Source organism: Gemella cuniculi DSM 15828 (assembly GCF_000425665.1).
Classification (GTDB): domain Bacteria; phylum Bacillota; class Bacilli; order Staphylococcales; family Gemellaceae; genus Gemella; species Gemella cuniculi.
This window is the reverse complement of the sequence record NZ_AUDW01000007.1, coordinates 64,411-79,682: the sequence shown is the minus strand read 5'-3', so window position 1 is coordinate 79,682 and position 15,272 is coordinate 64,411. Positions and strand designations below refer to the sequence as shown.

General features: G+C 28.0%; 17 protein-coding genes and 1 tRNA gene. 15 read left to right on the top strand and 3 right to left on the bottom strand.

Going from position 1 to position 15,272, the window contains the following annotated elements; all coding sequences use genetic code 11:
* Nucleotides 1–16: 16 nt before the first annotated feature.
* The 12 genes from H612_RS0101050 (at nt 17) to H612_RS0100995 (ending at nt 10,808) form a co-directional block, all read left to right on the top strand.
* Nucleotides 17–1,066, top strand: a complete 1,050-nt coding sequence (locus H612_RS0101050) for a hypothetical protein (protein WP_027129782.1) — start codon at nt 17–19, stop codon at nt 1,064–1,066.
* Between the two features lie 21 nt (nt 1,067–1,087).
* Nucleotides 1,088–1,405, top strand: a complete 318-nt coding sequence (locus H612_RS0101045; protein ID WP_027129781.1) for a metal-sulfur cluster assembly factor — start codon at nt 1,088–1,090, stop codon at nt 1,403–1,405.
* Between the two features lie 526 nt (nt 1,406–1,931).
* A complete protein-coding gene (locus tag H612_RS0101040; RefSeq protein ID WP_027129780.1) occupies nt 1,932–2,498 on the top strand; it encodes a DUF402 domain-containing protein in 567 nt (188 codons plus the stop codon).
* Entirely contained in the window at nt 2,479–3,291 is an 813-nt protein-coding gene (locus H612_RS0101035) for an NAD kinase (RefSeq protein ID WP_027129779.1), read from the top strand. Before H612_RS0101040 ends, H612_RS0101035 begins: the two co-directional genes overlap by 20 nt.
* Complete coding sequence (locus tag H612_RS0101030) at nt 3,284–4,177, top strand: RluA family pseudouridine synthase (protein ID WP_027129778.1); 894 nt, start codon at nt 3,284–3,286, stop codon at nt 4,175–4,177. The genes H612_RS0101035 and H612_RS0101030 overlap by 8 nt, the downstream gene beginning before the upstream one ends.
* 150 nt (nt 4,178–4,327) lie before the next feature.
* Nucleotides 4,328–5,236, top strand: coding sequence for a PLP-dependent cysteine synthase family protein (locus H612_RS0101025; RefSeq protein ID WP_027129777.1), 909 nt, complete (start codon nt 4,328–4,330; stop codon nt 5,234–5,236).
* Entirely contained in the window at nt 5,236–5,757 is a 522-nt protein-coding gene (gene cysE, locus H612_RS0101020; RefSeq protein WP_027129776.1) for a serine O-acetyltransferase, read from the top strand. Before H612_RS0101025 ends, cysE begins: the two co-directional genes overlap by 1 nt.
* A gap of 246 nt (nt 5,758–6,003) precedes the next feature.
* Nucleotides 6,004–6,717, top strand: a complete 714-nt coding sequence (locus H612_RS0101015) for an HAD family hydrolase (protein WP_035500084.1) — start codon at nt 6,004–6,006, stop codon at nt 6,715–6,717.
* A gap of 224 nt (nt 6,718–6,941) precedes the next feature.
* Entirely contained in the window at nt 6,942–7,667 is a 726-nt protein-coding gene (locus H612_RS0101010) for a rhodanese-like domain-containing protein (protein WP_027129774.1), read from the top strand.
* A 146-nt stretch (nt 7,668–7,813) separates the two neighbouring features.
* Nucleotides 7,814–8,656 (top strand): rhodanese-like domain-containing protein, encoded by an 843-nt coding sequence (locus H612_RS0101005; RefSeq protein ID WP_027129773.1) that lies wholly within the window; start codon nt 7,814–7,816, stop codon nt 8,654–8,656.
* A 74-nt stretch (nt 8,657–8,730) separates the two neighbouring features.
* Nucleotides 8,731–10,227 (top strand): TIGR04282 family arsenosugar biosynthesis glycosyltransferase, encoded by a 1,497-nt coding sequence (locus tag H612_RS0101000; RefSeq protein ID WP_027129772.1) that lies wholly within the window; start codon nt 8,731–8,733, stop codon nt 10,225–10,227.
* Nucleotides 10,228–10,244: 17 nt separating this feature from the next.
* Nucleotides 10,245–10,808 (top strand): TVP38/TMEM64 family protein, encoded by a 564-nt coding sequence (locus H612_RS0100995; RefSeq protein WP_027129771.1) that lies wholly within the window; start codon nt 10,245–10,247, stop codon nt 10,806–10,808.
* A 49-nt stretch (nt 10,809–10,857) separates the two neighbouring features.
* Here H612_RS0100995 and H612_RS0100990 read toward each other — a convergent pair whose 3' ends face one another.
* Entirely contained in the window at nt 10,858–11,739 is an 882-nt protein-coding gene (locus H612_RS0100990; RefSeq protein WP_027129770.1) for a LysR family transcriptional regulator, read from the bottom strand.
* Nucleotides 11,740–11,886: 147 nt separating this feature from the next.
* Between H612_RS0100990 and H612_RS0100985 the strand changes: the two genes are divergently transcribed.
* Nucleotides 11,887–12,447, top strand: a complete 561-nt coding sequence (locus H612_RS0100985; RefSeq protein WP_027129769.1) for a DapH/DapD/GlmU-related protein — start codon at nt 11,887–11,889, stop codon at nt 12,445–12,447.
* A 23-nt stretch (nt 12,448–12,470) separates the two neighbouring features.
* On the top strand, nt 12,471–13,424 hold the full coding sequence (locus H612_RS08895) for an alpha/beta hydrolase (protein WP_084167224.1): 954 nt from the start codon (nt 12,471–12,473) through the stop codon (nt 13,422–13,424).
* 55 nt (nt 13,425–13,479) lie between these two features.
* On the opposite strand, the gene H612_RS0100975 is transcribed toward H612_RS08895, so the two are convergent.
* Nucleotides 13,480–14,169, bottom strand: coding sequence for a LiaF transmembrane domain-containing protein (locus H612_RS0100975; protein ID WP_027129768.1), 690 nt, complete (start codon nt 14,167–14,169; stop codon nt 13,480–13,482).
* 5 nt (nt 14,170–14,174) lie between these two features.
* A complete protein-coding gene (locus H612_RS0100970) occupies nt 14,175–14,627 on the bottom strand; it encodes a LytTR family DNA-binding domain-containing protein (RefSeq protein ID WP_027129767.1) in 453 nt (150 codons plus the stop codon).
* 258 nt (nt 14,628–14,885) lie between these two features.
* Here H612_RS0100970 and H612_RS0100965 point away from each other — a divergent pair.
* Nucleotides 14,886–14,982 (top strand) — tRNA-Sec (locus H612_RS0100965).
* Nucleotides 14,983–15,272: the final 290 nt, after the last annotated feature.

Genomic DNA, 15,272 nt, shown 5'->3' with positions numbered 1-15,272 from the left:
TAAAAGGAGTTTGTCCATGAAAAAAAGTTACACAAAGGGCTTGAAAATACGTATACTAATTACCTTTTTTATGTGTATTCTTAGTATTGGAGGAATAGGTGCATCGTTAAACAGTTTTGACGATTTAGAAAGGCAGTATGCGAAAGGAAATGATATGATTGGTAACTCGGACTATCCGATCATAAAAGTTTTAGGAGTGGAAGAGCAAAGTATAGAGGATGAAAAATTAGAAAAAGGTGAAAAATTTTATCTAGTTGAACATGAAAAAGGATTTGTTATGCTGAAGGCTACGAAAGAAGAATTGTCAAACGTTTTAGGTGGCAGAGAATTGATTTCGGGAAAATTGACAGATTTGGGAAGAGAAAATATATACTTTAGAGCTGGAGAGGTCCTAGCTGTAACAAGAAGTAAACATAGAACTCACATAAATATTCCTGAGGAACTCCAGAAAAAATTCGCCGATTCAGCAACAAAGAGCTATTTAATAAAGCAAAGAATGACAGAAGTTATAAAAGAAGTAGGATATCAGGCTAGTAAAGATACGTATAGAAAAAAAATGGCAGAGCGTCCATTTTATACTGATATGTATGTAGTTAAGGCAGGAAAATCTTATTATATATCTACGGTAGTCATAGCAATAATATTTATTTTGATAACAATTACTTTGATTTATTCTATACTGAAGAACGTCTTCAAGGCTAAAAGAAATTATGAAAGTTTATTTGTAGAATATCCTGAGGTTGAATATGACTTAGATATTTTAGTAAGAGAGGCTAGTTTTATAGATGAACAATTAAAATTATTAATTTATAAAGATGCACTTATAGCATACAATAAAACTTTTAATTTTGAAATTTTAAATAATATTGAAACTATAACATTTAATAGAGAGATACTTCCTAAGAGTAGAGATAAGAATTTCTCATTCGATATAGTAGATAAATCTGGGAAAAAAGTTAATAATATAAGTATAGGAAATCATAAAGAAAATCCTGAGCGTTATGTAGTTAAGGTAGGAAAATTACTAGAAGAAAATTATGGAATAACAGTGATATATAATTTCTAATGAATTTATAAGGAGATTAATATGGATGATTTAAAAGATAGAGTAATAGAAGCGTTAGAAAATGTAATAGATCCGGAGTTGGGAATTGATATAATGAATTTAGGATTGGTCTATGATGTGAAAATGAGTGATGATAATAAACACGCTATAGTAGATATGACATTAACATCAATGGGCTGCCCGTTAGCTCCGATTATTATTGAACAAGTAGAAACTGCAATGCTTGGGGTAGATGAGATAGAAAAAGTTGATGTTAATATTGTTTGGGAACCTGCTTGGACAAAAGATAAAATGTCCCGTTATGCTAAAATAGCATTAGGAGTTATAGATTACGAATAAAAAATAAGACTCGGAGTTAATTTAACTCTGAGCTTTATTTTTATAGTAAAGTGTTGTTCAAATATTCAAATAAAGGAACACCTACTTAAATTAAAGTAGGTGTAGTTTGCAGATTATATCAGTTCGATGTTACTTCAATGGTGCTATCTTCAAAAGAAAATTTATTAAATCCCTACAAACTTTCTAGTGAAAATTCTTTTCATATAATACCCCTAGACGGTTAAACTGAATATAAAGAGCCCTAGTATATACACTTATATATTAACAATAAAAAATAGATTTGTCAATAAAAAATTCGAGATTTGATATAAAAATTACAGAAAAATAAAAAATCGTATATTGTAAAATGAAGATAGCCACGAAAAAATAAAAAAAAAAACATCTAAAAAATAAAATTAAGGTATTTTAGTTTTTTATGGTTTTATAAAAAATATTTTTGAAAAAATGAACAATCATAGTGGAACGAGTCATAAAAAATGTGCTATAATTATAAAGATCTATTAATAGAAAGTTGAAAGGAGAAGGTATGTATAGAGATGAAAAACCCAAAAAAGGGGATGTCGTAAAAATAATTGCTTATAAGCATGACGGTTCTATACATCGAATTTGGCACAAAAATGTTGTTCTTGAAGCAGATGAACAAGTTTTAATTTTGGCAAATAATAGGACGCTAGTTACAGAAAGTGATGGGCGAACTTGGGTAACAAAAGAAATAGCACTAGTCTATTTTCATAATGAATGTTGGTTTAATATAATTTGTATGTTTAGAGAAGATGGTATACATTATTATTCCAATTTAAGTAGCCCTTTTGCTTATGATGTAGATGGAGTGAAGTATATAGATTATGACCTAGATATAAAGAAATATCCTGATGGGAAATATTTTTTATTAGATGAAGAAGAATATAATCAAAATAAAGCACGTTATCGTTATGGAGAAAAAATTGATAAAATATTAAAATATAATGTAAATAAATTGCAGGAGTGGATTGATAATAAACAAGGAGCATTGTCACCAGATTTTGCGAATGTTTGGTTAGAAAATTATGAAAAAATAAAAGATGAGGGACAAGATGTTAAAAGGAAGATTTAGTATAGAGACTAGAAAAGATGAAGTTTCTGAACGAATTGGAAAAAAGTTAAAAGAATTTCTTTTATTTAACGAAATGGAAGAGAATAGTTTATCACCCGATTATGTGTTCGTAATTGGTGGTGATGGAACAGTTTTGCGTACTTTCAATAAGTATGTTAATAAAATAAATAGTGTGAAATTTTTATCTATTCATACAGGACATTTGGGATTTTATACTGATTATTCTGTTCAAAATTTTGAAAAAATTTTTTTTGATATGTTAGCACTTGAACCTAAAGTAGACGAGTATCCGTTATTAAGGCTTAAAGCGTATTGTAAAGAAGGAAATTTGATTGCAGATTATTATTCACTAAATGAAATAGCTGTAAATAATATGTCGGGATCTACATATGCAGCCAAAGTTTTTATAAATGGAGAACATTTTGAAAATTTTAGAGGCGATGGGCTTTGTATTAGTACACCAACTGGTTCTACAGCATATAATAAAAGTTTAGGAGGAGCCGTAATTCATCCACAAATGGATCTTTATCAAGTTACAGAAATTGCAGCTTTAAATAACTTAGTTTATAGGACATTAGGGAATCCTATTATTTTATCAAAACAAGATGAGTTGGTAATTAAGCCGACTAAATATGATAGCCATAGGATTAGTGTTGATTATATGAATTTTAATTATGATACTGTGTCAAAATTGAAGATAACTTTGGCTAAAGATAAGAAAATTTCATTTATTCGTTATAACGATGTGGATTTTTGGAAGAGAGTTAAGAGATCGTTTATAGAAAATGAGTAGTTTAATTTTAAAATATATTGTGAAAAAAGAACAAGTTTTAAGGGACTTTTTATTAGTTAATAATATTTCTAGAAAAACTTTGACTAGAATAAAATTTGATAGTGATGGGAGTATTAAAGTTAATGGTAAAGAGGAAAATGTTAGGTATAATTTAAAAGTAAATGATATTGTCGAATTAACATTACCAGGTGAAGAATTTAGCCCAAATGTTAGATTTATAAGAGCTGAGTTAGATATAGTGTATGAAGATGAGTATTTTCTTATCGTAAACAAAACTAACAATTTACCAACTATTCCATCAAGGAATCTTGAGGCTAGTTCGCTTTTAGAAGAAATAAACTTTTATTTTAAAAAAAATAATTATGGAGTAATTCCACATATTGTTACAAGACTTGATAAAAATACAACAGGTCTTGTTCTTATAGCAAAGCACAGGCATCTTCATGCTTTATTTAGTAAAATTAATATTGAAAAATATTACTTAGCATTGGTAGAAGGAAAGCTGGAAAATCTAGGGATTATTGAAGCAAATATAAAGAGAAAAGAGGATAGCATAATAACTAGGTATGTTGATCCTAGTGGAGACTATGCGAAAACTCAGTTTTGGTGCAAAAAATATTCTACAAGAGAAAATATCAGTTTAGTTAAATTAAAATTGTTTACAGGACGAACACATCAAATAAGAGTTCATATGGGTTATTTAGGACATCCACTTTTAGGTGATGAACTTTATGGAGGAAATTCGAAATTTTTAAATAGACAGGCGCCGCATTGTAATAATTTAAAATTTTCACACCCGATAACAAAAGAAGAAATAGATGTAAAGGCTCCAATACCATTTGATATGAATACTGTAATAGAAAAATATTTTTTTAATTTTCTATAATAGGTGTCACTAATTAGTATTAAGGATGAATTATGTATTTAAGTTGAAGTAAAAAGAAATATTTTTTGAAAATTAAACCTAACCACTTTATTTATAGATATAATTTGTGATATAATTTTTATTAAATCAAAAGAAAAAGGAGAGAGCATTATGTTAGCAACATCACTAAAATTAGTAGGTAATACACCAATTTATCAATTAGATAACACAAATATTTTTGTTAAATTAGAAAAATACAATTTGGGTGGAAGTGTTAAGGATAGAGCTGTTCTTGGTATGTTGGAAGAAGCTAATCGACAAGGAGCAATTAATGAGGAGACAGTTATTGTTGAGCCAACAAGTGGTAATACAGGAATAGCTGTGGCAATTTTAGCTTCGGTATTAGGATTAAAAGCTGTAATTATAATGCCAGAGAGTATGAGTGCAGAACGTCGTACCTTAATAAAAGCATATGGTGCTCAGTTAATTTTGACTCCTAAAGAATTAGGTATTAAAGGTTCAATAGATAAAGCTGCGCAAATTCGAGAAAAATATTCTAATGCAATTTCATTAAGTCAGTTTGATAATCCTGCAAATCCAGACTATCACTACAAAACAACTGGAGAAGAAATTTTAGAGCAAGTTCCAGATATTGACATTTTTGTGGCTGGTGTTGGGACTGGCGGAACATTTTCAGGTGTTGCAAAATACCTAAAAGAAAGTAAACCAGAGGTTTTAGCAGTAGCACTCGAACCTGAAGAATCACCAGCAATAAGTAAAGGACACGGGGGTGTTCATAAAATTCAGGGTATAGGAACTGGGTTTATTCCAGGGAATTTTGAAAAAGAATTAATGGATGAAGTATATACGATTTCAAGTGAAGAAGCCATTGAAGAAACTAAGGACTTTATGAGAACAACGGGAATTGGTATTGGAATATCATCAGGTGCTGCAATAGTTGGTGCGAAAAAAGTTGCTGCAAAATATCCAAACAAAAAAATAGTAACAATCTTACCTGATGGTGTGGATAAATATTTATCTATGCTTGAGTTTGAAGATATCACATACGTAGAAGCATAATGAAATTTTGTGAAAATTTACGTTATAACTTAAATAGAGTATTAAATGATGATCCAGCAGCAAAATCTAAATTAATGATCTATTTAACATATCCACATATAAAAGCTCTTAATTATCATTTTTTTGCTCATAAGCTTTATAAAAGAGGTTGGCATACTTGGGCAAGGATTTTGGCCAAAAGAGCTAGAAGAGTGACTGGAATAGAAATTCATCCTGGAGCTAAAATAGGGAAAGGACTGTTTATTGATCACGGAATGGGAGTTGTAATTGGAGAAACGGCAGTAATAGGTGATAATGTTACATTGTACCACGGGACAACTTTAGGGGGAACAACGCTTGATCCGATAAAACGTCATCCGACTGTGGGAAATAATGTTATGATTGGAGCAGGAGCTAAAGTATTAGGAAATATTACAATAGGAGATGACGTGAGAATAGGGGCTAATGCGGTAGTAAAGCATAATGTTCCATCAGGAGCTACGGTTTACGAAGCACGCCCAACGGTAAAATATTCTGATTAATATCTCTTTTGAAATTAGTAGCTTGCTAATATCATAAAAAGATAGTTGAGCAGAAAATTTATAATTGAGAGTATAAGTATATAAGCAATTCTCTTTTGTTTTTTGTGTTAACTAAGCCCAAGTTTGATAAAAGGAAAAAAATAAAATCCAAGATGAATCTACTTGGATTTTATTTTTTAATGCAAATTATATATTATTTGGAATTAAAATTATTAAGATTGAATACAATAAGGAGATTGAGAAGTGATGAGTAAAATTAAGAATTTAATATTCGATCTAGATAATACATTATATGATTTTAGTACAGTATGGAAAAAATCTAACGAACTTACGTTTAATTATTTTAATTACAACGAAAAAACAACATATAAAAAATTTTTTCAAACTTATAAAAAAATAAATAATATGTTGGTGCAGAAAATAAATGCGGGTGAATTACGTCTTATACATTTAAGAAACGAAAGATTAATTTTAACTTTAAGAGAATATAATATCATCTTAAATAATGAAGATTGTGAAAAATATTATAAGAAGCAGTTTGAATTTATTATCGAATTAATAGTCCCTGATAAAAAATTAATAGAAAAGTTAAAGATATTAAAAAAAGATTATAATCTTGTTATTTTGACTAACGGTAAATCTTATGAGCAGAGAATGAAAATAAAAAAATTAGGTTTGGAAAATTTGTTTAAACTTTATATTTCTGAAGAAACTTACCTGAGTAAACCAAAATTAGAGGCATTTAAAAATGTTTTAGAGAAAAATAATTTTGAAGAAGCTGAAACTATTATGGTAGGAGATTCGATTTTTCATGATATTCAACCAGCGGAAAGATTAGGATTAAAAACTTGTTTGATAGATGTACAATGGCATTTTGATGATGAAAAAAAACAATATACTGGGTGCAAAGTAAGAAGTATAAAAGAATTTATAGAAAAGATAGAAAGTATTATAATATAGGAAAATAAAAATTATTTTTCTAACTATATAGAAAATAAAAAAATATTTTAAATAATAGAAGTTCGATATTATTGTTTTCTATATGGTTAAAATTGTTTTTTAAACTATAGCTTAAGCAAATAAAATTAAAATAATTGTTGAGTATTTCATTTAGTAGTATTGAATAAAGTTTAATAATTTGTTATAATGACTTTGAAAACAATACCAAAAGGAGATTATATTTTATGAAACAAAGTAAGTTGTTAGCTGTGAGTATGGCAGCTGTTCTATCATTAACATTAGCAGGATGTTCTTCATCATCTAAACCAGCGACAGACAATAATGGTAATACTGTTGCTAAAGCTATGTCAGGAGAAGATCTTAATAAAATAGAAAAAGATGATAAAGAAAAAGAAAAATATCTTGTAATTGATGTTCGTGATGCAAAAGAATATAAAGAAGGGCATGTAAAACACGCTATTAATATTTCAGTAGGAGATATTGATAAAAATATAGAAAAAATTAACTCTTGGAAAGAAAAACCAGTAGTTGTTTATTGTAATACTGGTAAGAAAAGTAAAGAAGCAGCTGATAAATTAATTAAAGCAGGATTCAAAGATGTATCAGATGCTAAAGGGGTTAAAGAATATAAAGACTATGAATTAGTTAAGTATACTACACTACTAGCTGGTGAGTTCCAAGAAGCTATCACTAAAAAAGAAGGTGTTTTCTTTGATGCTCGTGAGAAAAAAGATTTTGATGCTTCACATGTAGAAGGTGCACATAACGTAGATGCTAAAAACTTAGATAATTTAGCCTCTCTATTACCAGAAGATAAATCTACACCGATTTATTCTTATTGCTACAGTGGAAATCGTTCTTCTAAAGTTGCACAAAAAGCTGTTGAGTTAGGTTACACTAATGTTTATAACGCTATGGATGGAACAAAAGAACACGAATATAAATTTTAATGAGAGAAGTTTTTAACTTTTCTTAGAAGATTATGGAAGATATGACATAGTCTAAATTTAAATTAAAAATGGTGCATGCCTTATAGTTAGACTTTAAAGCGTGCACCTTGTTTTATTAATTGAGGGAAAAAGGAGAAAATGCTTAGATGAAAAATAACAAATTATTAATTGGGAGTATAGTTGCACTTTTGTCGCTATCTCTGGTGGGGTGTGCAGCAAGTTCAGGTGCAAGCAATTTAAAGGAAATAAAAGGTGAGGAGTTAAATAAAATAGAAAAAGATGACAAAGAAAAAGAAAATTATCTTGTTATAGATATTAGAAATGAAGTTGCTTATAAAGAAGGGCATTTAAAGCATGCTATTAATATTTCTCTTGAAAATATTGATAAGAGTGTAGAAGAGATAAGAACATGGAGAGAAAAAAAAGTAGTAGTTTATAGTGATGACGCTAGTAAAACTAAAGAAGCTGTAGAAAAATTAACAAAACAAGGGTTTAAAGATGTATCAAGTGCACAAAATATTAAAGAATTTAATTATGATTTAGTAAAATTCTCAACTTTAACAAGTGCAAAATTTCAAGATGCTATCTTTGACACTAAGACAGATAAAGTATTTTTAGATGCTCGTGAGAAAAAAGATTTTGATGAAAAGCATGTTGCAGGAGCGAAGAATGTTGATTCTAAAAATCTAGATAATTTACAAAATATTTTACCAGAAAATAAAGAAATTCCAATTTATACATATTGTTATAGTGGAAATAGATCAGCAGTAGTTGCACAAAAATTAATAGATCTTGGTTATAAAAATGTGTACAATGCTATGGATGGAACAAAAGAATTTAGTTATAAGTTTGAAATGGCAGAGTGTTGTATTGATGAAAATGATAAAAATGGTCATAATCATGAAAATCACAATCATTCAAACCATGATCACTCAAATCATAATGATAATACTGGCAAAAAGGACGATCATTCAGGACATAACCATTAATTTTTAATGAAAGGAGAGCTACCTACAAAGAATAACATTAATATATTAAAATTGAGGTTAGCCTTTTTATAAAAATGAGAGAAACAGTTATATTATTTACAAGAGTACCAAAAATTGGAACGACAAAGACTAGACTTTATGATTTTTTAACACCACAAAAAGCCATAAACATTCAAAAAAAATTGTTGAAAAAAAATTATGATATTCTTTTATCCACAGGAAAATATTTAAAAGTTTACCATGATGGAACCAAAAGTGATGATGCTTATATGAAAGAAATTATTTCTGAGAGTAGTTTTTATTATCAGACAGGAAATACATTAGGAGATAAAATGTATAATGCTATTTGCAGTGAGTTAAATAGCAGTGATAAGGTTATTTTATTAGGATCTGATATTTTTAATCTTAACAATAAGATGATTAATACTGCATTTGAAAAATTAAATGAGTTTGATTTAGTAATAAATCCTAGTGAAGATGGTGGTTACTTTTTAATTGGTATGAAAAATTGTATTAAAGAAGTTTTTGATCTTCCTCGCTATGGAGATAGCTCGGTTTTAGAAAATTTAATAAAGATTTTAAATAATAATAAATTAAATTATTTTTTAGGAGAAACAGGTTTAGATATTGATACTAAGGAAGATTTGCTTTATGCAGAAACAGGTTATAAAAATATTAAACTTTTAGGTGCTGGAGAATACAATATTAATTTTACCTTTAATGATAATTATAATAGTGAAAAAAAAGTTTTACGCATTAATATGAAAAGTCAGATGCAACTTTCTAATCAAATTGAGTATGAATATGAAACTTTAAAACTTCTTGAGAAAAGTGGAGTAACTCCGAAGGTTTATGAGTTAATTACTGAAACTAACTATCTTCCCTACAAATATTTAACTATGGAATTTTTAAAAGGAAGAGCTTTGGACTATAATAAAGATATGAATATTGCCAGTTTTTTATTAAGTTCAGTTCATAACACAAAATTTGAAGAAAATAATTTAATTAAAGCCGAAAATCCATTTCAACTCATGTACGATGAGTGTGAGAGTATGGCTCAGAAGTATTTGAATTGGGTTAAGTGTGACAAGAAGGTAGCAATATTTATTGAAAAATTTTTAAATATTTGTAAGAATTTGATTCCAGAAAAATATGAAATTAATAATCCGTGTATTATTAATACTGAACTTAATTCTGGTAATTTTATAATTGGTAATGGAAAAGAAGATAGTTATGTTATTGATTGGGAGAAAGCTATCATCGGAGAATGTGAACAAGATCTTGCACATTTTTTGGCACCAACAACCAGCTTTTGGAAGACAGATAAAATTTTCAATGAAGAAGAAATATCTTTATTTTTAGAAGATTATAGTAAATATCGTAAATTTGATAGAAAAAGATTTAATAGATATTTAGTGTTTAATTGCCTGCGTGGCATTACATGGTGTTCTATGGCATATGTGGAGTATTCTAAAAGTGAAAAAATGCTTATGGATAACTTTACTTTTGGAAAAATATCTTCCTATATAAGTTATGAGTTTTTAGAAAAAATTTCAAAATATTTTGAGTAGAAAATAAGGAGAATATTATGACAGAGTTTATTCAAGGTTTTGGTGTAGCGGCACCGATTATTTATATTTTGATGTTTGCATTGCTTCCTATATTTTTCTTTCCAGTACCGATTTTGGCAGTTGCGGGAGGAGTAGCTTTTGGTTTTGTGGAAGGTAGTTTACTTACATTTTTAGGAGCATCTATAAATTGTTATTTGATGTTCATACTCTCACGTCGTTTTGGTCGTGAGTATGTCCGAAATTATTTAGAGAAAAAAATGAAGCCAGAGCATCATGCACGTATTTTTGGAGTTAGTGATGAAAAACTAATGATGAGTTTGGTAATACTAAGATTGATTCCGTTAGTGCCATATAATATGATTAACTATGGATATGGGCTTACTAACATTTCATTAACAAAATATATGGTAGCAAGTGTTTTAGGAATAATTCCAGGTACTGTTGTGTTTCTAAATTTTGGTGCAACTAGTACAAATATTTTTAGTAAAGAATTTTTAATAGCATCATTATTAGTTATTTTATTGACAATAGGTTCAATATACTTATCAAAGCTAATAGAAAAAAGAGAACAAAAAAAATAAAGAAATACGAGGTTTAAAAGAAAACCTCGTATTTTTTTAAATTTAAATTTTATTTATAGTTATTCAGTTCCTCCTTTAATTTTTTTAAAAATTTCTGTGCTGTTTTTGAAAGTGTATAATTCTTTTTCCATATAATACTCAGTTCAGTTTCTAGCTTTGTTTCTAAAGGAATAAACTTTATGTTTGTATTATTTGTGTTAATTAGACCATCCAAAGTGAGTGCGATACCAAGATTTTCTTTCACCATAAGTGATGCATTGTAGATAAGGTTATAAGTTCCTACAATGTTGAAATTTTCTATATTGCTGTTTAACCAACTAGCAATAAAGGAATCAGCATGAGACTGCTTAGATATAATAAGGGGTGAATTTTTCAAATCTTTTGGTGTTACAAATCTTTTTTTAGCTAGAGGATGCTCTTTATTAATAAGAATTCCCCAAGTATGGGCCCAGGGAAGAGTTAGATGATTATATTTATTTTTGTCAATAAAACCAACTATTAAAGCAAAGTCTAGTAGACCTGAATCAAGTTTGGGCAATATATCATCAGCGTTGGCACTAGTTATATTGACTTTTATATTTATATTATCTTTTTTTAGTTTAGAAATTATTTTTAATATTTTTTGAAATTGAATGCTTTCTCCTCCACCAATATTCAACTCTCCATTAGAAAAATTATTTGAAGAAATATTAGAAATTGTAGTATCAACGAGAGAAAGTATTTCTTTTGTTTTTTCCAAGAAATAAATCCCATCTTCTGTTAGTGTGATTGATCTTGCTCCTCTTGAAAAAAGAGATACATCTAGTTCTTCTTCTAAATCTTTAAGCTGTTTTGATAGTGCTGGTTGTGAGATATGTAGTACTTCAGCAGCACGTGTAATGTTTTTTTCTGTTGCTACTGTTAAGAAATAATTTAAAACTCTAAGTTCCATAGTAGACCTCTCTTATGTATATTATAAATAAAATATTCATTTTTACAGTATAACTATTTATTATGCTTTTATATAATTTATAAGTATTTGTTATCTTAATTGTAATATATTATACTGAAAATATAAAGTTAAAAGTAGGAGGAACTAATGAATAGGCTATTAGAAAAAATAAAAAGTAAAAATGAAATTTTGGAAGATGATAAATTATTTTTAGAAATTCATAAAATAAAAGAAGAAAATGAAATAAAAATAGCTAAACTAAATTATAATTTTTTAGTAGGGAAAAAAGAGAAAAATAGATTGATTTCTGAGATAATAGATAACGAACTAGATGATACGGTAGAAATTTCGTTGCCATTTCAAACAGATTATGGACAACATATAACATTTGGTAAAAATATATTTATAAATAAAGATGTGATGTTCGTTGATTTAGGAGGGATTGAATTAGAAGATAATGTTTTGATTGGACCAAGATCTATGTTAGTTACAGTTAGTCATATATTAGATAAAGAAAAAAGAAGAGGATTAGTAACAAAATCGATTTTGATAAAAAATAATGCATGGTTAGGAGCTAATGTTACAATTCTTCCTGGTGTAACTATTGGAGAAAACTCAGTAGTAGCGGCGGGCAGTATAGTAACAAAGGACGTTCCTGCAAATTCAATAGTAGCAGGCTCTCCCGCAAAGGTAATTAAAAATATATAGAAATATAAAAAGAGGTAAAAATAATGACATTAGAAACAAGAGTATTTGAAATATATTCAGACATAAAAGTAGAAGAAGTAAGATTTAAAAATAGATTTGGAATAGAATTAAGAGGACATCTTTATTTACCAACGGATTTAAAAAATAATAAAGGAGCGGTAGGAATAAGTGGGCCATTTGGAGCAGTAAAAGAACAAAGTTCAGGTCTTTATGCACAGGAACTGGCTAAAAAAGGTTTTGTAGCATTAGCGTTTGATCCATCATTTACGGGAGAAAGTGGAGGAGAGGTTCATAATATAGCGAGTCCAGATATTAATACGGAAGATTTTAGTGCAGCTGTTGACTTTTTAGGGACGAGATCGTATGTGAATAGAGAAAAAATTGGTGTATTAGGAATTTGTGGTTTTGGAGGATTTGCACTTAATGCAGCAAGTCAAGATCCAAGAATAAAAGCAACTATAACATCAACAATGTATGATATGACGAGGGTGGCAGCAGTAGGATATTTTGATGGTGGAACCATGGAAGAAAGATATAGTAATTTAGAGAGAATATCAGCTCAACGTTTTATAGATTTTGAAAAAGGTTATCAAGAATTTCAATTAAATGGTTTCCCAGAGGAATTAACAGGGGAAGAGCCACAGTTTTTCCAAGACTATTATAATTATTATGCTACTCCTCGTGGTTATCATGAAAATTCTATAAATTCAGCAAGTGGTTGGACTAAGACGAGTGGTGCGAGTTTAGTAAATTCAAAAATATTAGAATATGCAGACCAAATAAGAAATGCGGTTTTAATGATTCACGGAGAAAAAGCTCATTCACGTTATTTATCAGAAGATGCTTTTAAAAAATTAAAAGGAGATAATAAAGAATTATATATTATTCCAAATGCAAATCACGTTGATTTATATGATAAAAAAGATGTAATTCCGTTTGCTAAAATTGTTTGTTTTTTAGAAGAATTTAATAGATAATAATATTGTTACTTATAAAAAAACTTGATTGATAATATATCAATCAAGTTTTTTATTATATATGTATTATAGTTACTTTACCAAAAGTTAGATTTCCAGTAAGAAAAATTTTTACATCATTATTGGTATTATCGCTAAATATAGGAATTGAAACTTCTCCGAATATAGTACTAATCTCATTTTTTACTCGCCATTCTTTGGGAATAAATAACTTGACTTCACCAAATGTTGCAGTAATATTTATTTGAATATCTTTGATAGCGTAAGTGCTAGGTTTATTGAAATAAATATTAGATTCGCCAAATGTTGTGGTAACATTAAAATAATCAGTTTCATTGATGTTTACATATCTAACATTCTCGCCAAATAAAATGTTAGAGTAATCTTTTGTATCGTTTTTTTTTGTGTAATTTCTAAATTTATTTTTTTTATGATGTTTATATTTTATTTTTTTTGGAATAAGTATAGAAAACCCGATACTAAAAAGTATAGCAATCCAAATTATTTTTCCAGTAGAAATATTTAGAAAATGAAAATGTTTATTATAAATAATAAGTAATAACACTGAAGGCAGTACCACTCCAAAAGAATCAAAATTCATTAGTCCCCTAACAATGAAATATCCCAAAACAATAGTACTTAACGATAAAAATACAGTACCTGTAGGAAAGTAATTTAACTCGTTAAATGTTGTAAAAATTGCCAGTATTATAAAAAATACTCCAACAAAATTTATTCTTCTCATAATAATTACCTCGTCTCTTTTAATTTTTCCTTTACAATTTTATAGTAATGCCGTGATATGTGAATTTTTTTATAACTATCAAAAAATGAAGCAGTACTAGAACCGGAAAAGGATTTTTCTAAGGAGTAAATTGCTCTTAAATTAACTATTGTAGATTTAGAAACACGGCAGAAGTAAAATGGAACAATCTTTTCAAGTTCATAAAGTTTGAATTTTACTTCATAGAAATCATCAATTGAATGAGCGTAGATTTTATTGCTGTCTGTTTCAAAGAAAATAATATCCTTCAGGGGAATAAAGAATTCAACGTTATTTTTATAAAAAATAATTTTTTCTGTTTTAGCCAAACTTTTTTCAAGAGTAGCTTTAATGTTTTGAACGTTATCATTTAATCCGCTAGTTCTAATTACGAGCTCAATATTAACTAAATTAGGATCTATCTCAATAGTAATTTTCATAGGAATCTCCTTTTTAACTCCTTCTATATTATATGATACTATATTTTGTATAGAAAATTAATAGTTTTCTACTAAGTGGTTTAATTAAGTGAGTAAGAGGTAGAAAATATTACAATAAAAACAGATTTATTAAATATTGTTTGCTAAAGATATAAAAAATTATCAAAAGAAATTACTGGAAAATTAATCTAGCATACAGTATCTAAAAAGATACTATTGCTTTTTTTTTGTTTTTGTTGTATAATATTCTCTGTCTGTGGGAGTGGATGAGTTCTGGTGTGCTCTCTAGTCTTCAAAACTAGTATGAGGGGTTAGGAGCCTCTTGGGTGGGTTCGATTCCCACACATTCCCGCCAAATGTTTTCATAAAATTTTATAAGGTTACATATACATATGTGTAACCTTATTTTTTTATGTATTTATAGTTTTAAAAATTTGAAAATTAAAGTTTTATTCTCGAAAAAATAAAACAGTATTTATTGAATATCGAAAAAAGGTGCTTTAACAAGGATAATATTATTATTTTATTGTTTTATAATTAATATATTACAGATTAACACAGATGTATCAATGGTTTTTGGTGATTTTTCTTTTAGATAATGCTTTACAAATTGTCACAGAAGATATATAATAAATTTATCAATAA

Coding starts and splice junctions, on each gene's coding strand:
- H612_RS0101015 (WP_035500084.1), top strand. CDS start 6,004: ATGAGTAAAATTAAGAATTTAATATTCGATCTAGATAATACATTATAT.
- H612_RS0101035 (WP_027129779.1), top strand. CDS start 2,479: ATGTTAAAAGGAAGATTTAGTATAGAGACTAGAAAAGATGAAGTTTCT.
- H612_RS0100985 (WP_027129769.1), top strand. CDS start 11,887: ATGAATAGGCTATTAGAAAAAATAAAAAGTAAAAATGAAATTTTGGAA.
- H612_RS0101010 (WP_027129774.1), top strand. CDS start 6,942: ATGAAACAAAGTAAGTTGTTAGCTGTGAGTATGGCAGCTGTTCTATCA.
- H612_RS0101040 (WP_027129780.1), top strand. CDS start 1,932: ATGTATAGAGATGAAAAACCCAAAAAAGGGGATGTCGTAAAAATAATT.
- H612_RS0101005 (WP_027129773.1), top strand. CDS start 7,814: ATGAAAAATAACAAATTATTAATTGGGAGTATAGTTGCACTTTTGTCG.
- H612_RS0100970 (WP_027129767.1), bottom strand. CDS start 14,627: ATGAAAATTACTATTGAGATAGATCCTAATTTAGTTAATATTGAGCTC.
- H612_RS0101000 (WP_027129772.1), top strand. CDS start 8,731: ATGAGAGAAACAGTTATATTATTTACAAGAGTACCAAAAATTGGAACG.
- H612_RS0101030 (WP_027129778.1), top strand. CDS start 3,284: ATGAGTAGTTTAATTTTAAAATATATTGTGAAAAAAGAACAAGTTTTA.
- H612_RS0100975 (WP_027129768.1), bottom strand. CDS start 14,169: ATGAGAAGAATAAATTTTGTTGGAGTATTTTTTATAATACTGGCAATT.
- H612_RS0101025 (WP_027129777.1), top strand. CDS start 4,328: ATGTTAGCAACATCACTAAAATTAGTAGGTAATACACCAATTTATCAA.
- H612_RS0100995 (WP_027129771.1), top strand. CDS start 10,245: ATGACAGAGTTTATTCAAGGTTTTGGTGTAGCGGCACCGATTATTTAT.
- H612_RS0100990 (WP_027129770.1), bottom strand. CDS start 11,739: ATGGAACTTAGAGTTTTAAATTATTTCTTAACAGTAGCAACAGAAAAA.
- cysE (WP_027129776.1), top strand. CDS start 5,236: ATGAAATTTTGTGAAAATTTACGTTATAACTTAAATAGAGTATTAAAT.
- H612_RS0101050 (WP_027129782.1), top strand. CDS start 17: ATGAAAAAAAGTTACACAAAGGGCTTGAAAATACGTATACTAATTACC.
- H612_RS0101045 (WP_027129781.1), top strand. CDS start 1,088: ATGGATGATTTAAAAGATAGAGTAATAGAAGCGTTAGAAAATGTAATA.
- H612_RS08895 (WP_084167224.1), top strand. CDS start 12,471: ATGACATTAGAAACAAGAGTATTTGAAATATATTCAGACATAAAAGTA.